The 20,946-nt window shown below is 48.2% G+C and carries 20 protein-coding genes, 2 rRNA genes and 1 riboswitch; of the genes, 19 read left to right on the forward strand and 3 right to left on the reverse strand.

Features of this window, described 5'->3' with window-relative positions; all coding sequences use genetic code 11:
* From BM358_RS22355 to BM358_RS26595, 5 genes are all read left to right on the forward strand, one after another.
* Window positions 1-76, forward strand: a 23S ribosomal RNA gene (locus BM358_RS22355); the annotation flags it as partial.
* 145 nt (window positions 77-221) lie between these two features.
* Window positions 222-338: ribosomal RNA gene (gene rrf / locus BM358_RS22360) — 5S ribosomal RNA — on the forward strand.
* Window positions 339-552: 214 nt separating this feature from the next.
* Entirely contained in the window at window positions 553-1,545 is a 993-nt protein-coding gene (locus tag BM358_RS22365; protein ID WP_023987040.1) for a ketoacyl-ACP synthase III, read from the forward strand.
* 129 nt (window positions 1,546-1,674) lie between these two features.
* Window positions 1,675-3,810, forward strand: coding sequence for a DNA topoisomerase III (locus BM358_RS22370; RefSeq protein ID WP_023987041.1), 2,136 nt, complete (start codon window positions 1,675-1,677; stop codon window positions 3,808-3,810).
* Between the two features lie 98 nt (window positions 3,811-3,908).
* Window positions 3,909-4,046, forward strand: a complete 138-nt coding sequence (locus BM358_RS26595; RefSeq protein ID WP_023987042.1) for a hypothetical protein — start codon at window positions 3,909-3,911, stop codon at window positions 4,044-4,046.
* Window positions 4,047-4,230: 184 nt separating this feature from the next.
* On the opposite strand, the gene BM358_RS22375 is transcribed toward BM358_RS26595, so the two are convergent.
* The gene (locus tag BM358_RS22375; RefSeq protein ID WP_028541981.1) at window positions 4,231-5,391 is read right to left on the reverse strand and encodes a type II asparaginase; all 1,161 of its coding nucleotides are present in this window, start codon (window positions 5,389-5,391) and stop codon (window positions 4,231-4,233) included.
* Window positions 5,392-5,737: 346 nt separating this feature from the next.
* On the reverse strand, window positions 5,738-5,866 hold the full coding sequence (locus tag BM358_RS22380) for a DUF4023 family protein (RefSeq protein ID WP_081819225.1): 129 nt from the start codon (window positions 5,864-5,866) through the stop codon (window positions 5,738-5,740).
* 191 nt (window positions 5,867-6,057) lie between these two features.
* Here BM358_RS22380 and BM358_RS22385 point away from each other — a divergent pair, with 191 nt between their 5' ends.
* From BM358_RS22385 to purF, 11 genes are all read left to right on the forward strand, one after another.
* Window positions 6,058-6,321 (forward strand): DUF1294 domain-containing protein, encoded by a 264-nt coding sequence (locus BM358_RS22385; protein WP_023987045.1) that lies wholly within the window; start codon window positions 6,058-6,060, stop codon window positions 6,319-6,321.
* Between the two features lie 147 nt (window positions 6,322-6,468).
* Window positions 6,469-6,903 carry a universal stress protein gene (locus BM358_RS22390; protein WP_023987046.1) on the forward strand — a complete coding sequence of 145 codons (435 nt, stop codon included), beginning with the start codon at window positions 6,469-6,471 and terminating at the stop codon, window positions 6,901-6,903.
* Between the two features lie 350 nt (window positions 6,904-7,253).
* Window positions 7,254-7,355, forward strand: a riboswitch (purine riboswitch).
* A 148-nt stretch (window positions 7,356-7,503) separates the two neighbouring features.
* A complete protein-coding gene (purE, locus tag BM358_RS22395) occupies window positions 7,504-7,989 on the forward strand; it encodes a 5-(carboxyamino)imidazole ribonucleotide mutase (RefSeq protein ID WP_023987047.1) in 486 nt (161 codons plus the stop codon).
* A complete protein-coding gene (gene purK / locus BM358_RS22400; RefSeq protein WP_028541983.1) occupies window positions 7,986-9,161 on the forward strand; it encodes a 5-(carboxyamino)imidazole ribonucleotide synthase in 1,176 nt (391 codons plus the stop codon). The genes purE and purK overlap by 4 nt, the downstream gene beginning before the upstream one ends.
* A 2-nt stretch (window positions 9,162-9,163) precedes the next feature.
* Window positions 9,164-10,462 carry an adenylosuccinate lyase gene (gene purB, locus BM358_RS22405; RefSeq protein ID WP_028541984.1) on the forward strand — a complete coding sequence of 433 codons (1,299 nt, stop codon included), beginning with the start codon at window positions 9,164-9,166 and terminating at the stop codon, window positions 10,460-10,462.
* A 39-nt stretch (window positions 10,463-10,501) separates the two neighbouring features.
* Window positions 10,502-10,681 carry a hypothetical protein gene (locus BM358_RS26600; RefSeq protein ID WP_177235834.1) on the forward strand — a complete coding sequence of 60 codons (180 nt, stop codon included), beginning with the start codon at window positions 10,502-10,504 and terminating at the stop codon, window positions 10,679-10,681.
* A 601-nt stretch (window positions 10,682-11,282) separates the two neighbouring features.
* Window positions 11,283-12,164, forward strand: a complete 882-nt coding sequence (locus BM358_RS22415) for a phosphoribosylaminoimidazolesuccinocarboxamide synthase (protein ID WP_025719826.1) — start codon at window positions 11,283-11,285, stop codon at window positions 12,162-12,164.
* Between the two features lie 58 nt (window positions 12,165-12,222).
* Complete coding sequence (gene purS, locus BM358_RS22420) at window positions 12,223-12,468, forward strand: phosphoribosylformylglycinamidine synthase subunit PurS (protein ID WP_013308797.1); 246 nt, start codon at window positions 12,223-12,225, stop codon at window positions 12,466-12,468.
* A gap of 4 nt (window positions 12,469-12,472) precedes the next feature.
* Window positions 12,473-13,162: a phosphoribosylformylglycinamidine synthase subunit PurQ gene (gene purQ / locus BM358_RS22425; protein WP_023987050.1), complete on the forward strand. Its 690-nt coding sequence runs from the start codon at window positions 12,473-12,475 to the stop codon at window positions 13,160-13,162.
* Window positions 13,140-15,383: a phosphoribosylformylglycinamidine synthase subunit PurL gene (purL, locus tag BM358_RS22430; protein WP_023987051.1), complete on the forward strand. Its 2,244-nt coding sequence runs from the start codon at window positions 13,140-13,142 to the stop codon at window positions 15,381-15,383. The genes purQ and purL overlap by 23 nt, the downstream gene beginning before the upstream one ends.
* The gene (purF, locus tag BM358_RS22435; protein ID WP_023987052.1) at window positions 15,368-16,849 is read left to right on the forward strand and encodes an amidophosphoribosyltransferase; all 1,482 of its coding nucleotides are present in this window, start codon (window positions 15,368-15,370) and stop codon (window positions 16,847-16,849) included. The genes purL and purF overlap by 16 nt, the downstream gene beginning before the upstream one ends.
* Window positions 16,850-17,309: 460 nt before the next feature.
* Here purF and BM358_RS26605 read toward each other — a convergent pair whose 3' ends face one another.
* On the reverse strand, window positions 17,310-17,459 hold the full coding sequence (locus BM358_RS26605) for a hypothetical protein (RefSeq protein ID WP_155990466.1): 150 nt from the start codon (window positions 17,457-17,459) through the stop codon (window positions 17,310-17,312).
* Window positions 17,460-17,597: 138 nt separating this feature from the next.
* Between BM358_RS26605 and purM the strand changes: the two genes are divergently transcribed.
* From purM to purH, 3 genes are all read left to right on the forward strand, one after another.
* A complete protein-coding gene (gene purM, locus BM358_RS22440) occupies window positions 17,598-18,638 on the forward strand; it encodes a phosphoribosylformylglycinamidine cyclo-ligase (RefSeq protein ID WP_023987053.1) in 1,041 nt (346 codons plus the stop codon).
* Window positions 18,638-19,252 carry a phosphoribosylglycinamide formyltransferase gene (purN, locus tag BM358_RS22445; RefSeq protein ID WP_023987054.1) on the forward strand — a complete coding sequence of 205 codons (615 nt, stop codon included), beginning with the start codon at window positions 18,638-18,640 and terminating at the stop codon, window positions 19,250-19,252. Before purM ends, purN begins: the two co-directional genes overlap by 1 nt.
* 130 nt (window positions 19,253-19,382) lie before the next feature.
* Window positions 19,383-20,930: a bifunctional phosphoribosylaminoimidazolecarboxamide formyltransferase/IMP cyclohydrolase gene (gene purH, locus BM358_RS22450; protein WP_013308804.1), complete on the forward strand. Its 1,548-nt coding sequence runs from the start codon at window positions 19,383-19,385 to the stop codon at window positions 20,928-20,930.
* Window positions 20,931-20,946 lie beyond the last annotated feature (16 nt).

Consider the following 20,946-nt stretch of genomic DNA (forward strand, 5'->3'; position numbering starts at 1 on the left):
GAGGTAGATAGGTTGGGGGTGGAAGTGCAGTAATGCATGGAGCTGACCAATACTAATCGGTCGAGGGCTTATCCTAAGAATAAAACGCAATGAGTTTCGGATCCAGTTTTCAGGGTGTAAGTTTTGTATTGTATAAGCTCAAGTAGCTTATATGAAACAAGCGAACACACAGCATTTGGCGATGCTGATTCCTGTTAAAGAATTTACAATGTAAATTCATGTTTGGTGGCGATAGCGGAGGGGTTCCACACGTACCCATCCCGAACACGACCGTTAAGCCCTCCAGCGCCGATGGTACTTGGACCGCAGGGTCCTGGGAGAGTAGGACGTCGCCAAGCAACAAATAAAAGAGACCATGATCTTCAGAAGATCATGGTCTCTTTTTTGCGTTAAAAGGCAGAGGGATTTTATTTAAAGTGAGTTTGTTATAAGTTCAACTGGATAAGTGGATATTAACTAGTAAATAAGAAGACGTTTTTAAAATAATTTAGTACCAGGTATTAGTATCTGGTGTTATAATGTGAATAAGGATTACAAAGGAGAGTGATCAAATTGTTGAATTCAAAAGCAAAGCTTACGGCCTTTGGCACTTATGTGCCTGAACGCATTTTGACAAACGCCGATTTGGAGAAGCTTGTGGACACTAGTGACGAGTGGATTGTACAAAGAACGGGTATGCGTGAAAGACGAATTTCGGCTGAAGATCAATATGTATCTGATTTATGTATACAAGCTATTACACGTATGATTAACCTATACGACGTAAATATAAACGATGTTGAGATGATCATTGTAGCGACTAGTACACCTGATTACTACTTTCCAAGCACGGCTTCACGTATTCAGGCTCATTTTGATATTCCGAATACGGGGTCAATGGATATTAGTGCAGCATGTGCAGGTTTTTCCTATGGACTTCATTTGGCAAATGGCTTTATTACGGGTGGTCTGCATCGTAAGGTGCTAGTAGTGGGAGCCGAAACGTTGTCCAAAATTACAGATTATACGGATCGGACGACGTGTATACTTTTTGGAGACGGTGCAGGAGTTGCACTTGTTGAATATGACGAGGATGAAGGATCATTTTTAACTTCTGATATAGGTACTTATGGGCATGGGGGAGCACATCTTTACCGTGTGGGATTATCTGATCATTTGGATGGAGAGAAGCTGCAAGACCATGGATTTATTGCTCAAAATGGACGCGAGGTTTATAAATGGGCTGTTCGCTCTGTTCCAACGGGAATCGAACGATTATTGGATAAGGCAAATATGAAGAGGGAGGATCTTGACTGGTTTGTCCCTCATAGCGCTAATTTGAGAATGATCGAGTCCATATGTGAAAGAAGTACAGTACCTTTGGAAAAAACGCTGACCAGCGTAGAGTTGTATGGTAATACATCGGCGGCATCCATCCCGTTGGCTTTGCAGTGTGGTTTGGATGATGGACGTTTACGGTATGGACAACATGTATTGTTATATGGTTTTGGGGGAGGCCTCACCTATGCGGGTCTGCTATTAAAATGGAGTGTGCCTGATTTGTAAGTTATCCTAACTGATCTAGAAGCAATAGCAATAGTATGTAGGATCATGTTAATAAGAGCCGTTGGCATTAGAATTTATCGTAAGATGGCAGGATGGTATAATTAACACTATGAGAGAAAGGAGCGTAACATGAAGGTATTGGTATTGGCAGAAAAACCGTCCGTGGCCAGAGAGATTGCACGTGTGATGGGTAGCCGCGAGAAGCATAAAAGTTATATAGAAGGACCCCAGTACGTGGTGACGTGGGCACTGGGACATTTGGTCGGCTTAGCAGAGCCGGAGGATTACGATTCTAAGTATGCGACCTGGAATTTGGAGGACCTGCCTATTCTTCCGAAGAGTTCAAAGTTAAAGGTGCTGCGCGAAAGTAACCATCAGTTCAAAGCTGTGCAGCAGCTCATGAAGCGGCAGGACATTGGAGAGCTTATCGTGGCAACAGATGCTGCTCGTGAAGGAGAATTGTTGGCACGCTGGATCATCCAAATGGCAAACTGGAAAAAGCCCTTCCGGCGCTTATGGATCTCCTCGCAGACGGACAAGGCGATTAAGGCAGGTTTTGCAAAGCTATTGCCTGGTCAGCAGTTTGATCGTTTATATGAATCGGCTCGCTGTAGAGCTGAAGCAGACTGGATGATTGGTCTCAATGTAACTCGCGCGTTGACTTGTCGTTATAACGCCCAACTTTCGGCTGGAAGAGTGCAGACGCCAACGCTGGGGATGATTATGGAGCGTGAGAAAGAAATTACCGAATTCCGTTCTCAGGAATATGATACTTTGACGGCGGATTTCGGCGATTTTCAGGCAACTTGGCGGGCAGAGAGCGGGGATTCACGCATGTTTGACCGCACTCAAGCAGAGGCTTTGCGCCGCAGGCTTGAGGGGGCCAAAGGCACAGTTGCGAGTGTTAAAAAGAGCGAAAAGAACGAGCCTCACCCGCTAGCGTATGATTTAACGGAGCTGCAAAGAGATGCTAATCAGCGCTATGGCTTTTCGGCTAAACAAACGTCTAATCTGCTTCAGCGTCTGTATGAACAGCATAAGCTGGTGACCTATCCACGTACGGACAGCCGTTATCTGACATCCGATATGGTGGACACACTTAAGGAAAGGCTCAGTAGTGTAGCAGTAGGTCCATATGCTTTCTTGGCACGTCCGCTATTGCGTAACAACCTACCAATCACAAAGCGAATTGTGGATGACAGTAAAGTCACGGATCATCATGCGATTATTCCTACTGAGCAGACATTATTGCTTAATCAGTTGAGCCCAGAGGAACGTAAACTGTATGATCTGATTGCACGACGTTTTATCAGTCTATTCTATCCACCTGCACGTTATGATGCTGTAGCCGTATCAGTAACGGTGGAGCAGGAGACGTTTCAGGTAAAAGGCACAACGGTAAAAGATAGCGGATGGCGTGCTGTATATGACGCGAACCATTATGGTATGGATGATGAAGAAGCAGAGGATCGGGAAAACAATGGACAAGGCGTTATTTTACCTGAGCTGCAAAAAGGAGATTCAGTCCGGTTACAACGTTGTCTTGTACGAGCTGGGCGAACGATGCCGCCGAAGCGGTATACAGAAGCAGCCCTGCTCGCTCAGATGGAAAAGCATGGACTGGGTACTCCTGCAACCCGTGCCGATCTGATTGAGAAGCTTGTCAGCTCGGATACGATTGAGCGTCAGGGGAACGTGATGCATCCCACAGGGAAAGGTAAGCAACTGATTGAACTGGCGGCTCCACAGCTTAGAACGCCCGAACTGACGGCACGTTGGGAAGCGGAGCTGGAACGGATTGCTCGTGGTCAAGGACAACCGGAACCGTTTTTGAATTCTATTCGTGCTATGGCGAAAGAGTTGGTTTCCACTGTAAAAAATAGCAGTGCGGAGTACAAGCCCCACAACGTGACGAATAGTCATTGTCCTGATTGTGGTACAAAGCTGTTGGAGAAGAAGGGGAAGAAAGGAAAGTTCCTTGTATGTCCAAGTGCGGATTGCGGTTACCGTCGTTCAGGGGAAAAACGTTTGTCCAATCGACGTTGTCCGCAGTGTCATAAGAAAATGGAAATGAAAGAGGGCAAGGCAGGGCTATATGTAAGATGCCTGCCCTGCGGCATTACTGAGACGTTGGATAATGACAAGCAGCGGGTAAACAAACGGGAACAGCAAAAGCTAGTAAGACAATTTGAAAAGCAGGAATCTTTTGGCTCCAGTTTGGGTGATTTGCTAAAAGCAGCGATGGAACAAAAGCAGGGCAAATAACGGATGACCAAAAGTGCTGTAGTCAACATAATCAGCAGGTATACGTCGGTATAAAAACGATCACTCCTTGGCATGGTAATCCGAGGAGGTGAGTATTTATGCCCAAGCATAAGTCGCTTAAAATCAATAATCAGCAAAATAAATCAAGTATTCTGGAGGAAGAAATCGCTCCTCATCCAGAGAAGCAAGCGAAATATCCTCCAAGCTTGAATGGGATTCCCAAACAGCAGTCTTGATGCTACATGGGAGGAACAACGAATTACTGTTTAAGACCAAGACGATTGGATATCAGATGAAATAGTTACTAATGCTAGAATTGTCTCGCAAAAAAAAGAAGCAGCAGTTACGGTGGTCAACCGTAATCGCTGCTTCTTTTTCATAATAAAGATGATCTATTTATTTGATTTGGGATGACTGCTTTTAGTATTCATTAAAAAAGGATTGAATTTGGTTAACATCGTGTGTTTGGGTCAAAGCAAGCATGAGCAAAATCCGTGCTTTTTGCGGATTAAGCGAATCGGTCGACACAAAGTTCGATGCCGCGTCTTTTGTTGACGGGGACACAACTCCACTTCCCACGCGGCTGGAGCGGGCAATGATCACTCCTTTTTTACCTGCGGCCTCTGCGCCCTCTAAGGAGGTCTTGGACAAGGAACCATTACCGGAACCAGCTACGACAATACCCTTGGCACCAGCTGCTACGGCTGCATCATATAGATAGCGACCATTGTTTTGATACTCGTATAAAATATCTACTTGCGGCAGTTGAGTCAGGTTAGAGATGTCGAATACAGAAGAAGTCGTATGCTTGTGCGTGGATTTGTTGTAGTAGTACACTTGATCACCCACAACAGCTCCAAGGTATCCCTGCTCTACAGACTTGAACGTATCGACTGCTGTTGTGTTCGTTTTGGTGATGTATCTTGCTGCACCGATACGGTCGTTCAGCAGGACGAGTACACCCTGACCTTTAGAGGCCGAAGCCCCGGCGACTTTCACTGCATTATACAGGTTGAAGGGACCATCGGCACTGATGGCAGTAGCTGGACGCATAGAGCCAACGACAACTACTGGCTTATCGCTTTTGATAACAAGATTGAGGAAATAAGCGGTTTCTTCTAATGTATCTGTGCCATGTGTAATGACAATGCCGTCTACATCGTCTCTGGCAAGCAGTTCATTGGTACGTTTGGCAAGTTTTAAGAGGATTTCATTATTAACGTCGGGGCTACCTACATTAACAACTTGCTCACCACTGACATTTGCAATACTTTTCATCTCAGGAACGGCATTGATCAGAGTTTCCACACCTAACGCTCCTGCTTTGTAGCCGGTCGTATCAGTATTGACGGAAGATGATCCTGCAATGGTTCCTCCCGTGGCAAGTATTTTAATATTGGGTAAATGATTGGTTTGAGGATTTTCGGATTTGTCCGACGTTGTAGTGGCAGAAGTAGGTGCAGTTGTGCTGGTTGTAGCTGCTGCCGCAGCGTTGGCGGTAAATCCACTACTCCACAAGGTACTACCGAGAATAAAGCTAGCCAACAGGGGAATCATCGTCATTTTTTTCATGTTAGTCATATAAAGCTCCTCTCCAATCTTAAACCTCAAATATTAATGATAGATTAACTGACAAAAATTTTGTCGAATTACGTTAATATCACGAATTATAGGGTGTAAAATTGTTTTTAGTCAACACTTATGTTAGGAGATATGACTTTAGAACTTGTTTATTATAAATGTAATCGATTTCAAAAAAATATTTGCAAAAACAACAAGCAGATATCTCATAAGGAGTCTGCTTGCTGTTATTGTGGAAGCTAAACAACGGAGTTTACCTTGTACTCAATTCTCAGGAAAAGCTGCAAGGTTAAGTTGATACTATACGTTAATAACGTGGCTATACAGCTTAATACAGATTCCTTGATCAAGGATTGTTGGTATGCTGTTTTGTCGGCAAGCTGGCGCTGGGAGTTCCTTTTCCTCGTTTGCGGTTGCGTTCTGCCTTTTTTGCATTTTCTTGCAGCTTTTCAACGTATTCATGGGTGCTTTCCATCGTAGTCCCTCCTTTAAGACGAAATAGATGCACTCGGGGATCGCCCTTATGCCACCTTACTATTTCCGCAAAAGCACTATCCAAGTCAGGGGAGGCGTTGTTTCTGTAAAAGGGGTGGGGTTATAATGAGGGGGGAGCGCTATATAAGGCCTAATCCTGAACTTGGTAGGTGTGCAAAAGGAGGAGAGACATTGCAGACAGGCTTGTTGGTATGGCTGCTGTTTATCAATGCAGTAGGCTATCTGGTAATGTCGGAAGATAAAAAGAGAGCACGTAAACATCGCGATCGTGTACCCGAACGGACGTTGTTTTTCCTGGCCCTGATCGGGGGAGCATTAGGCGTTCTAATTGCCATGTACCGTAAACGCCATAAAACACGGCATATGAGCTTCAGATTAGGTATTCCTGCGTTGCTATTCATAAACGCATTGCTGTATGGGTATTTTTTGCGGTAAAGGGGAGGAGTTTAGGTTCTCATAGGGAAGTTTAATGATGAGTGAGAAGACTACTCCAGCCATCCAGTGATGACATGGCATGAACAACAACAGGAATACATATTTATGCTTTGAATCAACAAACTGAATGAGGAAGAGGTGCGTATTATGCTATTTTCAAAAATATTGCTTGCTTATGACGGTTCGGATGCATCCAACAAGGCTTTGTTGAAGGCGACTGAATTGGTCAAGGCATCACCGTCCTCGCAGCTTGAGGTGGTAACAGCATTTGATTTTCCACGGATTTTTATGGGCGAGGGTTTGGCTCCTATTCCAGCTTCGGTGAATAAAGAATATTATGATTTGGCCGAACAAACTACGGATGAAGTTAAAAAGCGGCTTGCTGAGCAAGGCGTAGATGCCAAGGTGGAGCTCATTCAAGGTTCGCCAGCCGAAGTCATTTTGGATTATGCCAATGAGAATGACTTCGATGTGATTGTGATTGGTAGCCGCGGTTTAGGTGGTATCCGTGAATTCGTATTGGGTAGCGTAAGCCACAATGTGGTGCAGCATGCGCGTATTCCTGTGCTGGTCGTAAAATAACTGAATAAAAAAGTAAAAGTCGGTTTACTGCCTGTATAGGGAGTGCCGACTTTTATTTTTGTCAGTGAAATGCGGTGCACTCGCTGTTATCAGGATAGGTGAGAGATAGCTAAATGTAATACAATAGTCCTGACCTATGGGTATATAAGGGTGTTGATTTTGTTAAACACGAACATTCTATTGTATGGTTATTATAATGTTCGTTTTCAAGTTGACATAAGGTGTAGGGAATTGTTAAACTAGGAAGTGTATTGTCGATAAAAAATGAACTTAAGGTGCAATTTAATAAGGTACACATGTTTGAGCCGAAACTGACCACGATCATACTTGTAAAGAATATCGTTGGGTATGGAATAGGCACAATGCTAACTCGTATAATGCCGGGGATATGGCCCGGAAGTTTCTACCTGGAAACCTTAAATTTCCGGACTACGGGAGACATACGGCTGAAGCCGCATTGGATGCGGTGGAAGAGGCTTGCTTTTGGCATGCCTTTAAGAGGCTCTGTCGTTTGTTTTTTCGTAGTCCGGTGTCTTGAAAATAACGTTATTTTCGAGTGCCGGATTTTTGGCGCTTATTGATAAACAGGGAGTGAAGGACATGTCAGTGCAGGTCGCTGTCATTATGGGCAGCACATCAGACTGGGACACCATGCAGCATGCATGTGCTGTGCTGGACGAGCTTGAAATCGGATATGAGAAAAAAGTAGTTTCAGCCCATCGTACACCGGATTTAATGTTTCGTTTTGCAGAAGAGGCCGCCGGGCGTGGACTAAAGGTCATTATTGCTGGAGCGGGTGGGGCTGCGCATCTGCCAGGGATGGTGGCTGCGAAGACATCCTTGCCGGTCATTGGTGTGCCTGTTCAGTCGAAGGCTCTGAACGGTCTGGACTCCCTGCTCTCCATTGTGCAGATGCCGGGTGGTATTCCGGTTGCCACTGTGGCAATCGGTAAGGCAGGTGCTACGAATGCAGGGCTGCTGGCAGCACAAATATTAGGCGCTTTTGACGAAAAGATAAGCCAACGGGTTTTGGCGAGACGCGACCGTATCCGTGATGAGGTGCTGGAAGGCAGTGACTCGCTATGAATGGGGCAGGTGAACCCACAGGCCGTATCCGACCTCCTGGTACAACGATTGGACTTTTGGGAGGCGGGCAATTAGGAAGAATGCTTGTACTGGCGGGAACCAATCTAGGATATCGCTTTGTGACACTGGACCCTACACCGGATAGCCCATGTGGACAGGTGTCAGAACAAATCCGCGCTGCCTATGATGATGAGCATGCAGCCAGAGAGCTGGCTGAGCGATGCGATGTGATCACGTATGAGTTTGAAAATGTGGACGCGGGTGTGGCTGCACTTTTGGAACAGGAATCCAGCGTTCCGCAAGGCAGCAGTCTTTTGTACACAACGCAGCATCGTCTGAGAGAGAAGCGTTCTATTGAAGCTGCTGGTGTCCCTGTCGCTCCGTATCGTGAAATCAGCAGTCTTGCGGATATGGTTCAAGCGGTAGCTGAACTGGGTGTACCGTGTGTGCTCAAGACAGCAGTCGGTGGTTATGATGGCAAGGGACAAGTGGTCATTCGCCAACCGGAGGAAGCCACGGCTGCCTACGAACAACTGGCAGGAGGCGGTGCGGAACTGGTATTGGAACAGTTCATCCGTTTTCGCTGCGAAATCTCGGTGATTGTAGCTCGCAGCACGAACGGTGAAGCCAAAGCCTTTCCACCTGCCGAAAACATTCACGTGAACAATATTTTGCACACGTCGATTGTGCCTGCGCGTGTGCCAGAACCTGTCCAGGAGGAAGCACGCAAGTTGGCGCTGGCTGTGGCAGAGTCGCTGGGTGCGGTGGGACTGCTCGCTGTGGAGATGTTTGTCACCGAAGATGGACAATTGTACGTTAATGAGTTGGCACCACGACCGCATAACTCCGGTCATTACACGATGGAGGGATGCGTGACGTCGCAATTCGAGCAGCACATACGTGCGATTTGCGGTTTACCCTTGGGCAGCACGAAGCTGCTGACTTCCGTCGTGATGGTCAATGTGTTAGGTGAGCATTTGGAGGACGTGGTTCGGCGGTTTGCGCAATCGGATGTTGAAGCTGAAAGATTGGATGTTGTACCCAAGCTGCATTTGTATGGAAAAAGTGAAGCCAAGCCAGGCCGAAAGATGGGACATATTAATCTATTGTGCCAGGATGCGGAACAAGCGCTGGAATGGATTGAACAAACCAATATTTGGGGGAATAAATAGTCATGATCGAACGCTATAGCAGACCGGAAATGAGAGCGATTTGGACGGAAGAAAATAAATTTAAAGCGTGGCTGGAAGTAGAGCTGTGTGCCTGTGAAGCTTGGGCGGAATTAGGGGTTATTCCAAAAGAGGATACTGTGGCTCTGCGTAAGAATGCAAGTTTTGATATTGAACGGATCTATGAAATTGAGCAGGAGACAAGACATGATGTCATTGCTTTTACCCGCACGGTGTCCGAAAGTCTTGGAGACGAGCGCAAATGGGTACATTATGGTTTGACTTCCACAGACGTAGTTGATACGGCACTGGGCTACCTGTTAAAGCAGGCGAATGAAATCCTGGAACGTGATATCTTGAATTTTATTGAAATTTTGAAGGAAAAGGCATTGGCTTACAAGCATACACCGATGATGGGACGTACACACGGAGTACATGCTGAGCCAACAACGTTTGGACTGAAGATGGGATTGTGGTACGAGGAAATGAAGCGCAATCTGGAACGCTTTCGTTTTGCGGCTGACCAAGTACAATACGGTAAAATGTCCGGTGCAGTGGGAACATATGCCAACATTGACCCGGCTGTAGAAGAATTTGTATGCCGCAAGCTGGGCACCAAGCCTGCACCGATTTCTACACAGACGCTACAGCGCGACCGTCATGCCGAATACATGGCAACATTGGCGTTGATCGCCACATCGTTGGACAAATTTGCTACAGAAGTCCGTGCTCTGCAAAAGAGTGAGTTCCGTGAGGTGGAAGAAGCCTTTGCCAAGGGTCAAAAAGGATCTTCCGCGATGCCGCATAAACGCAATCCGATCGGAAGTGAAAACATCTCCGGTCTGGCACGCGTGATTCGTGGGCATATGGTATCGGCGTATGAGAACGTAACCCTGTGGCATGAACGCGACATTTCGCATTCTTCCGTAGAACGCATCATTCTGCCGGATGCAACGATGCTGTTGAACTACATGCTGAACCGTTTTGGTAATATCGTAAAAAATCTGACGGTCTTCCCTGAAAATATGAAGCGCAATATGGCCCGTACGTACGGCGTACCGTTCTCCGGTCGTATTATGACCAAGCTGATCGACAAAGGCTTTAGTCGTGAAAAAGCTTACGATACTGTGCAGCCGCGTGCTATGCAGGCGTGGGAAGAGCAACGCCAATTCCGCGAAATCGTCGAGACGACCCCGGAAATTACTGCCGTGCTCAGCGCAGACGAAATCGAGGACGCGTTCAACCCAGCCTGGCATCTGAAGAACGTGGATACGATCTTCAAAAAGCTGGGATTAGGGGAGTAGGAGGGAAGGTTGGTTGGCGCTTGGGAGGGTATAAAGAGCGTGATGAGGGCGCTGCGCGAACGGATCATTCTTCCGATTGCTGTTGCCCCTGGATTCCTGGATTGGAATCAACCTGTAAAGGTTGGAATCCAGAGGCAAAGGCAAGCGCTACGCTTCTCCAGAACGATTCCGTCCGCTCCGCTGCTTCCAGCACCAACCTTCATGAGGGAGCAGAACTAGGGGTGGTGCGGCACATAAGATGCCGCACCACCCCGAAGAACGATAGAAAAGCGTGTTCCACTGCTTTTCTATCGCAAAGCAACGTGCTCGTGAGGGCTGCCGAATTTGCGTAGCAAACAGCCCGCGGCCCTCACGAGCACGCGCAGGCTCAAGAAGCGAAGCCTTGAGCCACCGTATCCGTGCGCATGCGTAGCATATGCGCACAACAGGCGAAGCCCAATGCTCGCTGCACGGCATGCCGAGCTACGGCCACGGGCAGAATGGTTTGGCGGTATGTAGACGCTGAACCACGGTCGAGCTGTAAGCGGCATAAAACTTGTCGCTTAGAGTCGGAAGCGTTAATACATTGTTAATACGTAAAAACGTCGATCTGTACTAACGTAAAAGCGTTGCTGGATGAGGGCTTGTGCCAACAAGCCTTCATCCAGCGGAACGCGCTCACTCCACCGTAGCTCCAGTAACCCGTCATCCCCTGCTCACTAGCCAACCCTTGCGGGAGTCCCGAGGGCAGCAGCCCTGGGGGTCCTCCCTGAGGGGAGGATTTAGGAGGGGCAAGGTTGATTTAGGAGGGGTAATACTCTTTTGAAAGAGGTGTAATGAAATGTCATTGTCTACTGCCGAAGGTCTGATCCATGCGCCGCTCTTGTACAAAGGCAAGGTGCGTGAACTGTATGATCTCGGAGAGCATTTTCTGATTGTCGTGACGGACCGAATTTCGGCTTTTGATTATGTGTTAGAGCCGCCCGTGCCCGAAAAGGGGAACGTGCTGAATAAGCTCAGCGCTTTCTGGTTTGAGCAGACGAAAGACTTGTTGGAAAACCATGTCGTGCACACCGATGTGAACAAGCTCGGGCATGTGATCGACGAACAGAATAAAGAGTTGCTGAAGGACCGTATCATGGTCACGCTGAAGGCTGAACGCATCGACATTGAGTGTGTGGTGCGCGGATATATTACCGGAGGCGGCTGGCGTCAGTATGAGCAGAACGGTGAGGTGAACGGCATTCCATTGCCAGAGGGACTGCGTAAAAATGAGCGCTTTCCCAAGCCTTTATTTACACCGGCTGCAAAAAATGATGTTGGACACGACGAGGACATTTCTCTCCATCAGATGAAAGAGCTGGTCGGGGTTGAATTGACAGGCGAGCTTGAAGAAAAAAGCCTGGCGTTGTACGAATTTGCACGTGCTTTCTGTGAGAAGCGGGGGATTATTTTAGCCGATTGCAAGTTTGAGTTTGGTCTTGTTAACGGTAAGGTGATTTTGATTGACGAAATTTTCACTCCAGATTCATCCCGTTTTTGGGCTCAGGAAAAGTATGAGCTGGATGTTGAGATTGACAGCATGGACAAGGAGCCGGTACGAAGCTATTTGGCATCATCCGGTTGGGACAAGAATAGCAAGCCCGATCCGTTGCCTGCTGAGGTCGTAGAAGAAACAACTGCAAGATATACGGATATTTGGCGGCGTCTGACGGCACAGTAAATAGTAATCATAATTCAACCAAAAGGATTCACTCATTCGGAGGAGGAACTGAAGGAACATGATGAAAGCAACAGTCTATGTCACGATTAAGCAAAGCGTTTTGGACCCGCAGGGGGTTGCGGTGCAAGGCGCACTGCATTCTATGGGTTTCGGAGAAGTGGACAGCGTCAGAATTGGTAAGTATATGGAATTGAATCTGGATACAACAGACCGCGAGAGTGCTGAAAAGCGCATCATTGAGATGTGCGAAAAGCTGTTGGCCAACACGGTCATTGAAGACTACCGCTACGAACTGGAGGGCTGATTCCATGAAATTTGCAGTTCTGGTTTTTCCGGGCTCCAACTGTGATATTGACTGCTATAAGGCGGTAGAGGACACGGTCGGTGAACCTGTCGATTATGTTTGGCATACTGCGACGGATCTGTCGCCTTATGATTGTATTCTTGTTCCAGGAGGCTTCTCTTACGGGGATTACCTGCGTTGCGGCGCGATTTCCCGGTTTGCTCCGGTGATGAAGGAAGTAGCCAAAGCGGCTGCTGAGGGGAAATACATTTTAGGTATCTGTAACGGTTTTCAAATTCTGACTGAAGCTGGGCTGTTGCCAGGCGCTTTGCGCCGTAATCTGTCGATGAAATTCCGTTGCCATGATACGGTGTTGAAGGTTGCGAATAACCAAACACCTTTTACAAAAGATTACGCTGCTGGTGAAGAGATCGTCATTCCGATCGCCCACGGCGAAGGCAACTATTACTGTGATGATGAGACGCTGGCTCGCTTGCAGGCGAATAACCAGATCGTATTTACGTATAGAGATAATCCAAACGGTTCCGTGACGGATATCGCAGGGATTTGTAATGAACAAGGAAACGTGCTGGGCATGATGCCTCATCCGGAACGCGCGGTGGACGCATTGCTCGGAACGGATGACGGCAAACGTATGTTTACATCTATTTTGAATGCTTGGAGGGATCGACATGGCGCAGCAAGTGTCCGCTAAGGAACCGACGGCAGAGCAGGTTGCCGAACATAAACTGTATCAGCAGATGGGTGTATCGGACAGTGAATATGCGTTGATCTGTGAATTCATGGGACGTCAGCCGAATTATACGGAGATTGGCGTATTCAGTGTCATGTGGTCAGAGCATTGTGCTTACAAAAACTCTAAGCCGTTGCTGCGTCGTTTTCCAACGAGCGGTCCGCGAGTTCTGATGGGACCCGGCGAGGGCGCAGGCATTGTAGATATCGGTGACAACCAAGCGGTTGTATTTAAAATCGAAAGTCATAACCATCCGTCGGCTGTGGAGCCTTTTCAAGGGGCAGCGACTGGGGTAGGCGGTATCATCCGTGATATTTTCTCCATGGGTGCAAGACCTGTCGCGGTGTTGAACTCCCTGCGTTTTGGCAAACTGGAGAGCGACCGTGTGAAATATTTGTTCGAGCATGTGGTATCTGGTATTGCGGGATATGGGAACTGTATCGGTATTCCGACTGTAGGTGGCGAGGTTGTATTTGATGAAAGCTACGAAGGCAATCCGCTCGTTAATGCAATGTGTGTCGGACTGATTGACCATGATAAGATCCAGCGTGGTGTTGCTAAAGGGGTCGGTAACCCGGTGTTCTATGTGGGCCCGCCGACAGGTCGTGATGGGATTCACGGAGCGACATTCGCATCGGTTGAGTTGACAGAAGAATCTGAGGCGAACCGGACTGCGGTTCAAGTAGGCGATCCTTTTATGGAGAAGCTGGTTATGGAATCCTGTCTGGAACTGATCGACAGCGGTATTGTGCTGGGTATTCAGGATATGGGTGCCGCAGGACTTACCTGCTCCAGCGCGGAGATGGCGAGCAAGGCTGGCAACGGCCTGGAGCTGTATCTGGATCAGGTACCGCAGCGTGAAGAGGGTATGACACCTTATGAAATGATGCTGTCCGAATCACAGGAACGGATGCTGTTCGTAGTAGAGCCTAAGGATGAAGCACAGGCACTGGAAATTTTCGAGCGTTGGGGTGTTATTTGTGCCAAGGTCGGTAAAGTGACGGATGACGGTCGTTTGCGTTTGTTCCATCACAATGAAGTGGTCGGAGATATGCCAGTGACGGCGCTGGTTGACGAGTGTCCGATTTATGACAAGCCTTCCGAAGTCCCTGCTTATTATGAGCAAAATGCTGCTATTGACACACTTCGTTACGCTGAAGTGACGGATTTGAACGGTGCGTTGAAAAAGGTGCTGTCTTCACCAAGTGTAGCCAGTAAGAAATGGGTATACGAGCAGTATGACTACATGGTTCGCACGAGTACAGCCGTTCGTCCGGGATCGGATGCAGCTGTAGTGACTGTGCGCGGAACTCGTAAGGGACTCGCCATGACGACAGATTGTAACGGACGTTATGTATACCTTGATCCAGAGGTAGGTGGACGGATTGCAGTCAGCGAAGCAGCGCGTAACATTGTATGCTCCGGCGGCGAGCCGTTGGCGATTACGGATAACCTGAACTTCGGTAACCCTGAAAAGCCGGATATTTTCTGGCAAATGGAAAAAGCCGTGGACGGTATGGCAGAGGCTTGCCGTGTACTGGATACACCTGTTATCGGGGGCAATGTCAGCTTGTACAATGAAAATGCTAAAGGCTCCATCTATCCGACGCCTGTTGTCGGTATGGTAGGTCTGGTACATGATACAGATCACATTACGACACAAGGCTTCAAAGCCGAAGGTGATGTAATTTTCCTAGTGGGGGAAACGAAGGCCGAGCTGGGAGGCAGTGAGTTCCAAGCTGTCGTACACGGTGTATCCGAGGGACGCCCACCTGAGCTGGATTTGAACGTAGAGAAAAAACTGCTGACTGCGGTACTGGGAGCGATTCAGACCGGATTGGTACAATCTGCGCATGATTTGGCAGAGGGCGGATTGGCTGTAGCGCTTGCAGAATCCGGGATTAGCGGCGGATTGGGAGCACAGGTCAACGTAGAAACGAGCTTGCGTCCTGACCATGCGTTGTTTAGCGAAACTCAATCCCGTATTTTGTTATCTGCATCGCCGGATAAAGCGTCTGCTCTGGAAGCACATCTGCGTGGTTTGGAAGTGCCAGTTACCGTATTAGGAAAAGTTGAAGGATCACAATTGACAGTTGAGGTGAACGGACAACCCGCTTTGAACGAGGCAGTCGCCAGTTTGAAGCAAATCTGGGAGGATGTCATTCCATGTCTGATGAAATAACAGCACGGACGTTGTGGACTGGAGATTATTATAATGAAGGCTCTGGTAAAGAGGGGCTGTTTGATAAATTAAAAGAGGAATGCGGCGTGTTTGGAGTATATAGACACTCCGATGCCGCTTCCCTAGCATATTACGGATTGCATGCACTCCAGCATCGCGGGGAGGAAAGTGCGGGCATCTGTGTGAGCAGTGGCGACGAGTTCCATTATCATCGTGGAATGGGGCTTGTAAAAGAAGTATTCAATAAAGATTTGATGGCTTCGCTGACAGGCGATATTGCCATAGGACATGTGCGCTACTCGACAAGTGGAGACAGTAAGCTAACGAATGCACAGCCTTTGGTGTTTAAGTATCGTGATGGGGATCTAGCGGTAGCTACGAACGGGAATATCGTGAATGCTTTGCAAATCCGGCATGAGCTGGAGCAGGGCGGGTCTATTTTTCAAACGACCAGCGATACAGAAGTAGTGGCGCATTTGATCGCACGATCGTCCAAGGATTTGGTGGAGGCTGCCAAAGATGCATTGAAGCGTATTGTCGGCGGATTTGCTTTTCTCATTATGACCAACGATAAACTGCTGGTCGCTTCTGATCCCAATGGCTTGCGTCCGTTGACGATGGGCAGATTAGGTGATGCATATTTGTTTGCCTCCGAAACCTGTGCTTTGGAAACGATTGGAGCAGAGCTGTTGCGCGATATCGAGCCGGGTGAACTGTTGGTGTTGGACAAAAATGGTCTGCACGAAGACCGTTACAGTGAAGGCAAGCATCGTAAAGCACTGTGCGCGATGGAATATATTTATTTTGCCCGTCCTGACAGTGATTTGAATGGTTCTAATCTTCATGCTGCACGCAAAAGAATGGGGAGCCAGATGGCGCTGGAAGCTTTTGTCGATGCGGATCTGGTGACAGGAGTGCCGGATTCCAGTATTTCGGCTGCGATTGGTTATGCAGAGCAGACAGGTATTCCTTATGAGCTGGGTATGATTAAAAATAAATACACTGGACGTACCTTCATTCAGCCGAGTCAGGAGCTACGCGAGCAGGGTGTGAAAATGAAGCTGAGCGCTGTACGCCGTGTTGTTGAAGGTAAACGAGTCATTATGATCGACGATTCTATCGTACGGGGCACTACATCCCGTCGAATCGTGAATATGCTGCGGGATGCAGGGGCACTGGAGGTACATGTACGTATTACCTCACCGCCTTTCAAAAACCCGTGCTTCTATGGCATCGACACGCCGGATCGCCGGGAACTGATCGCTTCGTCCAAAACCGTCGAGGAAATTCGTGAGGAAATTAACGCCGATTCGCTCTACTTTATGAGCGCCGAGGGTTTGATTGCCGCTGTAGGAGGATATAACGAACAGGATTACAAAGGCGGCTTGTGCCTAGCCTGTTTCGATAATGATTACCCGACTCAGGTAGATTTCAAAGGTGAAGAAAAGTTCGGATGTAGTTGTTGAGAAAAGGGAACAAAAGAAGCACAGTGGTGCATGGCAGGAATGGGGATGTCGGTTTTGAGGGGGCCACTCCGCGTGTGGAAGGTTCTTCCGATCGCTGTTGCCGCTGGATTCCTGGATTGGAATAACCCATTACAGGGTTAGAATCCAGCGGCAAAGGCGAACGCTTTCGCTTCTCCAGAATCCTTCCACCCGCTCCGTTCCTCAGGTGTGCAGCATTTTGCAGCAGTGACTGTACCTCTTCTGTTCCCACGGGGAAGAGGATAGGTAAGGCAGTTAAAAACTCATGGCATAACTATTTCATGCCATGAGTTTTTAAAGGGGCAGGTGGCTCAAGAAAGTCACCTGTTCACTTAGCAGTTTAGCAGCCAGTGCGCGCTAAGCGACAAGTCGTACAGCAGGCTGGGCGAAGCTGCCTGCCTCAAACCTGAGGGCTAGAAAGTAAGCGAGCCTCTGGCGCTGCTTACTTCCCAGCCCTGGCACGTCCCCGCCTTTGCGAAGCAAACAGGCCGGGACGTGCCCCGCCGCCACTGCATAGGCGGCCTCGCACTAAAGCGTGTCCTTTGTATTCGCGGGTATAGCCCACGAATACAAAGGACAACACGCGACTCACAGCACGAACCAACCACCAAGCAGCACCCAACCTTACACATCTGACCGACTCTTGAGGGGTCCAGGGGGAGCAGCCCCATGGAATCCTCCCTGCTAGGGAGGACTTAGGAGGGTCAATCATTTGAAGGAGTGTTCATGAATGTCCGAAGCATACAAAAACGCAGGGGTAGATATCGCTGCCGGTAATGAAGCAGTAGAACGGATGAAAAAGCACGTTAAACGTACCTTCCGTCCCGAAGTGCTGACGGACTTGGGCGGATTCGGTGCGTTGTTCGGCCTGAATAAGGATAAGTACGATGAGCCTGTACTCGTTTCCGGTACCGATGGTGTCGGCACGAAGCTGAAGCTTGCTTTCGCAATGGATCGTCATGACACCATTGGTATTGACGCGGTTGCGATGTGTGTAAACGACATTATCGTCGGGGGCGCGGAGCCACTCTTTTTTCTGGATTACCTCGCTTGTGACAAGGTTGTACCCGAGAAAATTGAAGCTATAGTCGCTGGAATCGCAGAGGGTTGCCATCAATCGGGCTGTGCGCTGGTCGGCGGTGAAACCGCAGAAATGCCAGGGATGTACAGCGAGGGTGAATATGATATTGCCGGATTCACGGTAGGGATTGTAGATAAAAGCAAAATCATCAACGGTAGCTCGATTGCTCCCGGAGATACCGTTATTGGACTGGCTTCAAGTGGAGTTCACAGTAACGGCTTCTCACTGGTTCGCAAGCTGTTATTGGAACAGCAGGGCTATGATTTGCATGATGAAATCGAAGGCTTGAACGGCAAACTGGGCGATGTACTGCTGGAGCCGACGAAAATTTACGTGAAATCCGTTTTGGCATTGCTGGACAAGGTAAAAGTAAAAGGCATGGCGCATATCACAGGTGGCGGTTTTATTGAAAATATCCCTAGAGTGTTACCGGATCACGTCAATGTGGATATAGAATACGGCACTTGGCCGATTTTGCCAATCTTCCAGCTCATGCAGGAAAAAGGCGCAATCTCCAACAAAGACATGTTCACAACCTTTAATATGGGAATTGGAATGGTAATCGTTGTAGGCGAAGAGCATGCACAGACTGCACTGGAAGTTCTGAAGGAACAGGGCGAAGCTGCATATGTGATCGGAAAAGTAACGGAAGGCAGTTCTATCGTGACCTTTACGGGAGCCGAGGTGTAATGAACGAGTACCGGATTGCTGTTTTTGCATCAGGCGAGGGGACGAATTTTCAGTCATTGGTGGATGCGGCTGCACGAGAAGAACTGGGCGGCGCCTCGGTAGAATTGCTCATCTGTGACAAGCCTGCGGCTCCTGCCGTAGCTAGAGCACAGAAAGCTGGAATTGCGTGCCATACTTTTCGACCCAAGGAATATCTTTCTCGAGAAGACTATGAGCGTGAACTGGTGACTTTACTGGAGCAGAAATCGATTGATCTCATCGTGTTAGCTGGCTACATGCGTTTGCTATCCAGCGTCATGGTCGATGCCTACGCAGGAAAAATCATTAATATTCATCCGTCACTACTTCCGGCATTTCCAGGGAAAGATGCTGTTGGACAGGCATTGGCCTATGGGGTCAAGGTAAGTGGCGTCACCGTTCATTTTGTGGACGGGGGCATGGATACGGGTGCCATTATTGCCCAGCGTGTCGTGGAAGTTGACGACCATGATACAGCGGAATCCTTATCCGCAGCCATTCAATCCGTGGAACGTCAGCTATATCCAGAGGTAGTTGGCAAATTGGCCCAAGGCAAAATCCAATTAAATGGTCGCAAAGTGATTTCACTTCTCTAAGAATGATTGTAATTTGTCATATCATTGTCATATCAAGGATGCTGTACAGGCATTTTCCGATATTTCTCGGGAAATAAAATGATAAAAGAGAATTTTGCAAAATTCTGAAAGAGCTAAAGGAGGAGACAGGGTGAGTATTAAAAGAGCGCTCGTCAGCGTATCGGATAAGCGGGGGATCGTGGAATTTTGCCGCGAGTTGTCCAAATTGGGTGTGGAGATCGTTTCGACAGGGGGAACGAGCAGCTTGTTGTCGAAGGAGGGCATTCCCGTCATCGGCATTTCAGAGGTAACGGGTTTTCCTGAAATTATGGATGGACGTGTTAAAACACTCCACCCTGCGGTACACAGCGGCTTGCTGGCTGTTCGGGATAATGAAGAGCATCAGCGTCAGATGAAAGAACTTGGATTGGGTTATATAGATCTGGTCGTTGTGAATCTGTATCCTTTTGCGGAAACGATTGCCAAACCCGGTGTAACTTATGAGGACGCGATTGAAAATATCGACATCGGCGGTCCAACGATGCTGCGTTCTGCGGCAAAAAATCATGCTTTTGTCAGTGTGGTGGTCGATGCTGATGACTATAGCACAGTGCTGGAGGAAATCCGTAAGGATGGCGATACGGAACTGAATACCCGTAAGCGTCTGGCCGCAAAAGTTTTCCGTCATACGGCGTCATACGACGCTTTGATATCCGATTATTTGTCGAATGTGACAGGCGAGCCGTTGCCTGAGCGATACACCGTAACCTATGAAAAAATTCAGGATTTGCGTTATGGCGAAAATCCGCATCAGCAGGCGGCATTTTACCGTGAGCCATTGGCGGCAAAGGGTACACTGACAACAGCGAAACAACTTCACGGCAAAGAGCTGTCTTACAATAACATCAATGATGCTAATGCTGCTTTGCAAATCGTTAAAGAATTCAGCGAACCTACAGTAGTAGCAGTTAAGCATATGAATCCTTGCGGTGTGGGAATCGGCGGCAGTATTTATGAAGCGTACAGCAAGGCGTATGCAGCTGATCCAACCTCGATTTTTGGTGGCATCGTAGCGGCTAACCGGATTATTGATGGTGATACAGCGAATAAGCTGAGTGAGATCTTTTTGGAAATTGTACTGGCACCGGGATTTACGAAAGAAGCATTGGAGATTTTAACGAAAAAGAAAAATATTCGTTTGCTTGATCTGGGTGAGCTTTCCCGGTCTGAACAGGCAGAGAGCCGTTTCGTCGTGACTTCCATTGAAGGCGGCATGGTAGTTCAGCAAAATGACATTCACGCTGTAGACTCGGATGCACTTACAGTTGTAACGGAGCGGGCACCATCCGAGGAAGAACTGAAACAGCTTTTGTTTAGCTGGAAAGTGGTTAAGCATGTGAAATCCAACGCCATCGTACTGGCGGCAGATAATATGACCATTGGCGTAGGCGCAGGACAAATGAACCGTGTCGGTGCGGCCAAGATTGCTATCGAGCAGGCCGGTGACAAAGCAAAAGGTGCCGTACTGGCATCCGATGCATTTTTCCCGATGGGCGATACGTTGGAGCTGGCAGCTAAAGCAGGCATCACAGCAGTTATTCAGCCGGGCGGCTCCATCAAAGACGAAGAGTCCATCAAGGTTGCTAACGAATACGGCATTGCCATGGTCTTTACAGGCGTACGTCATTTCAAGCACTAACTTGTATGAGTTGAGG

Origin of the sequence: Paenibacillus sp. cl130, from assembly GCF_900116035.1 — a bacterium.
In the GTDB taxonomy this organism is placed as follows: domain Bacteria; phylum Bacillota; class Bacilli; order Paenibacillales; family Paenibacillaceae; genus Paenibacillus; species Paenibacillus polymyxa_B.

Coding starts and splice junctions, on each gene's coding strand:
- BM358_RS22390 (WP_023987046.1), top strand. CDS start 6,469: ATGCTATTTTCAAAAATATTGCTTGCTTATGACGGTTCGGATGCATCC.
- purE (WP_023987047.1), top strand. CDS start 7,504: ATGTCAGTGCAGGTCGCTGTCATTATGGGCAGCACATCAGACTGGGAC.
- purN (WP_023987054.1), top strand. CDS start 18,638: ATGAACGAGTACCGGATTGCTGTTTTTGCATCAGGCGAGGGGACGAAT.
- purL (WP_023987051.1), top strand. CDS start 13,140: ATGGCGCAGCAAGTGTCCGCTAAGGAACCGACGGCAGAGCAGGTTGCC.
- BM358_RS26595 (WP_023987042.1), top strand. CDS start 3,909: ATGCCCAAGCATAAGTCGCTTAAAATCAATAATCAGCAAAATAAATCA.
- purF (WP_023987052.1), top strand. CDS start 15,368: ATGTCTGATGAAATAACAGCACGGACGTTGTGGACTGGAGATTATTAT.
- purS (WP_013308797.1), top strand. CDS start 12,223: ATGATGAAAGCAACAGTCTATGTCACGATTAAGCAAAGCGTTTTGGAC.
- purQ (WP_023987050.1), top strand. CDS start 12,473: ATGAAATTTGCAGTTCTGGTTTTTCCGGGCTCCAACTGTGATATTGAC.
- BM358_RS22370 (WP_023987041.1), top strand. CDS start 1,675: ATGAAGGTATTGGTATTGGCAGAAAAACCGTCCGTGGCCAGAGAGATT.
- BM358_RS22380 (WP_081819225.1), bottom strand. CDS start 5,866: ATGGAAAGCACCCATGAATACGTTGAAAAGCTGCAAGAAAATGCAAAA.
- BM358_RS22375 (WP_028541981.1), bottom strand. CDS start 5,391: ATGACTAACATGAAAAAAATGACGATGATTCCCCTGTTGGCTAGCTTT.
- purM (WP_023987053.1), top strand. CDS start 17,598: ATGTCCGAAGCATACAAAAACGCAGGGGTAGATATCGCTGCCGGTAAT.
- purK (WP_028541983.1), top strand. CDS start 7,986: ATGAATGGGGCAGGTGAACCCACAGGCCGTATCCGACCTCCTGGTACA.
- BM358_RS22415 (WP_025719826.1), top strand. CDS start 11,283: ATGTCATTGTCTACTGCCGAAGGTCTGATCCATGCGCCGCTCTTGTAC.
- purB (WP_028541984.1), top strand. CDS start 9,164: ATGATCGAACGCTATAGCAGACCGGAAATGAGAGCGATTTGGACGGAA.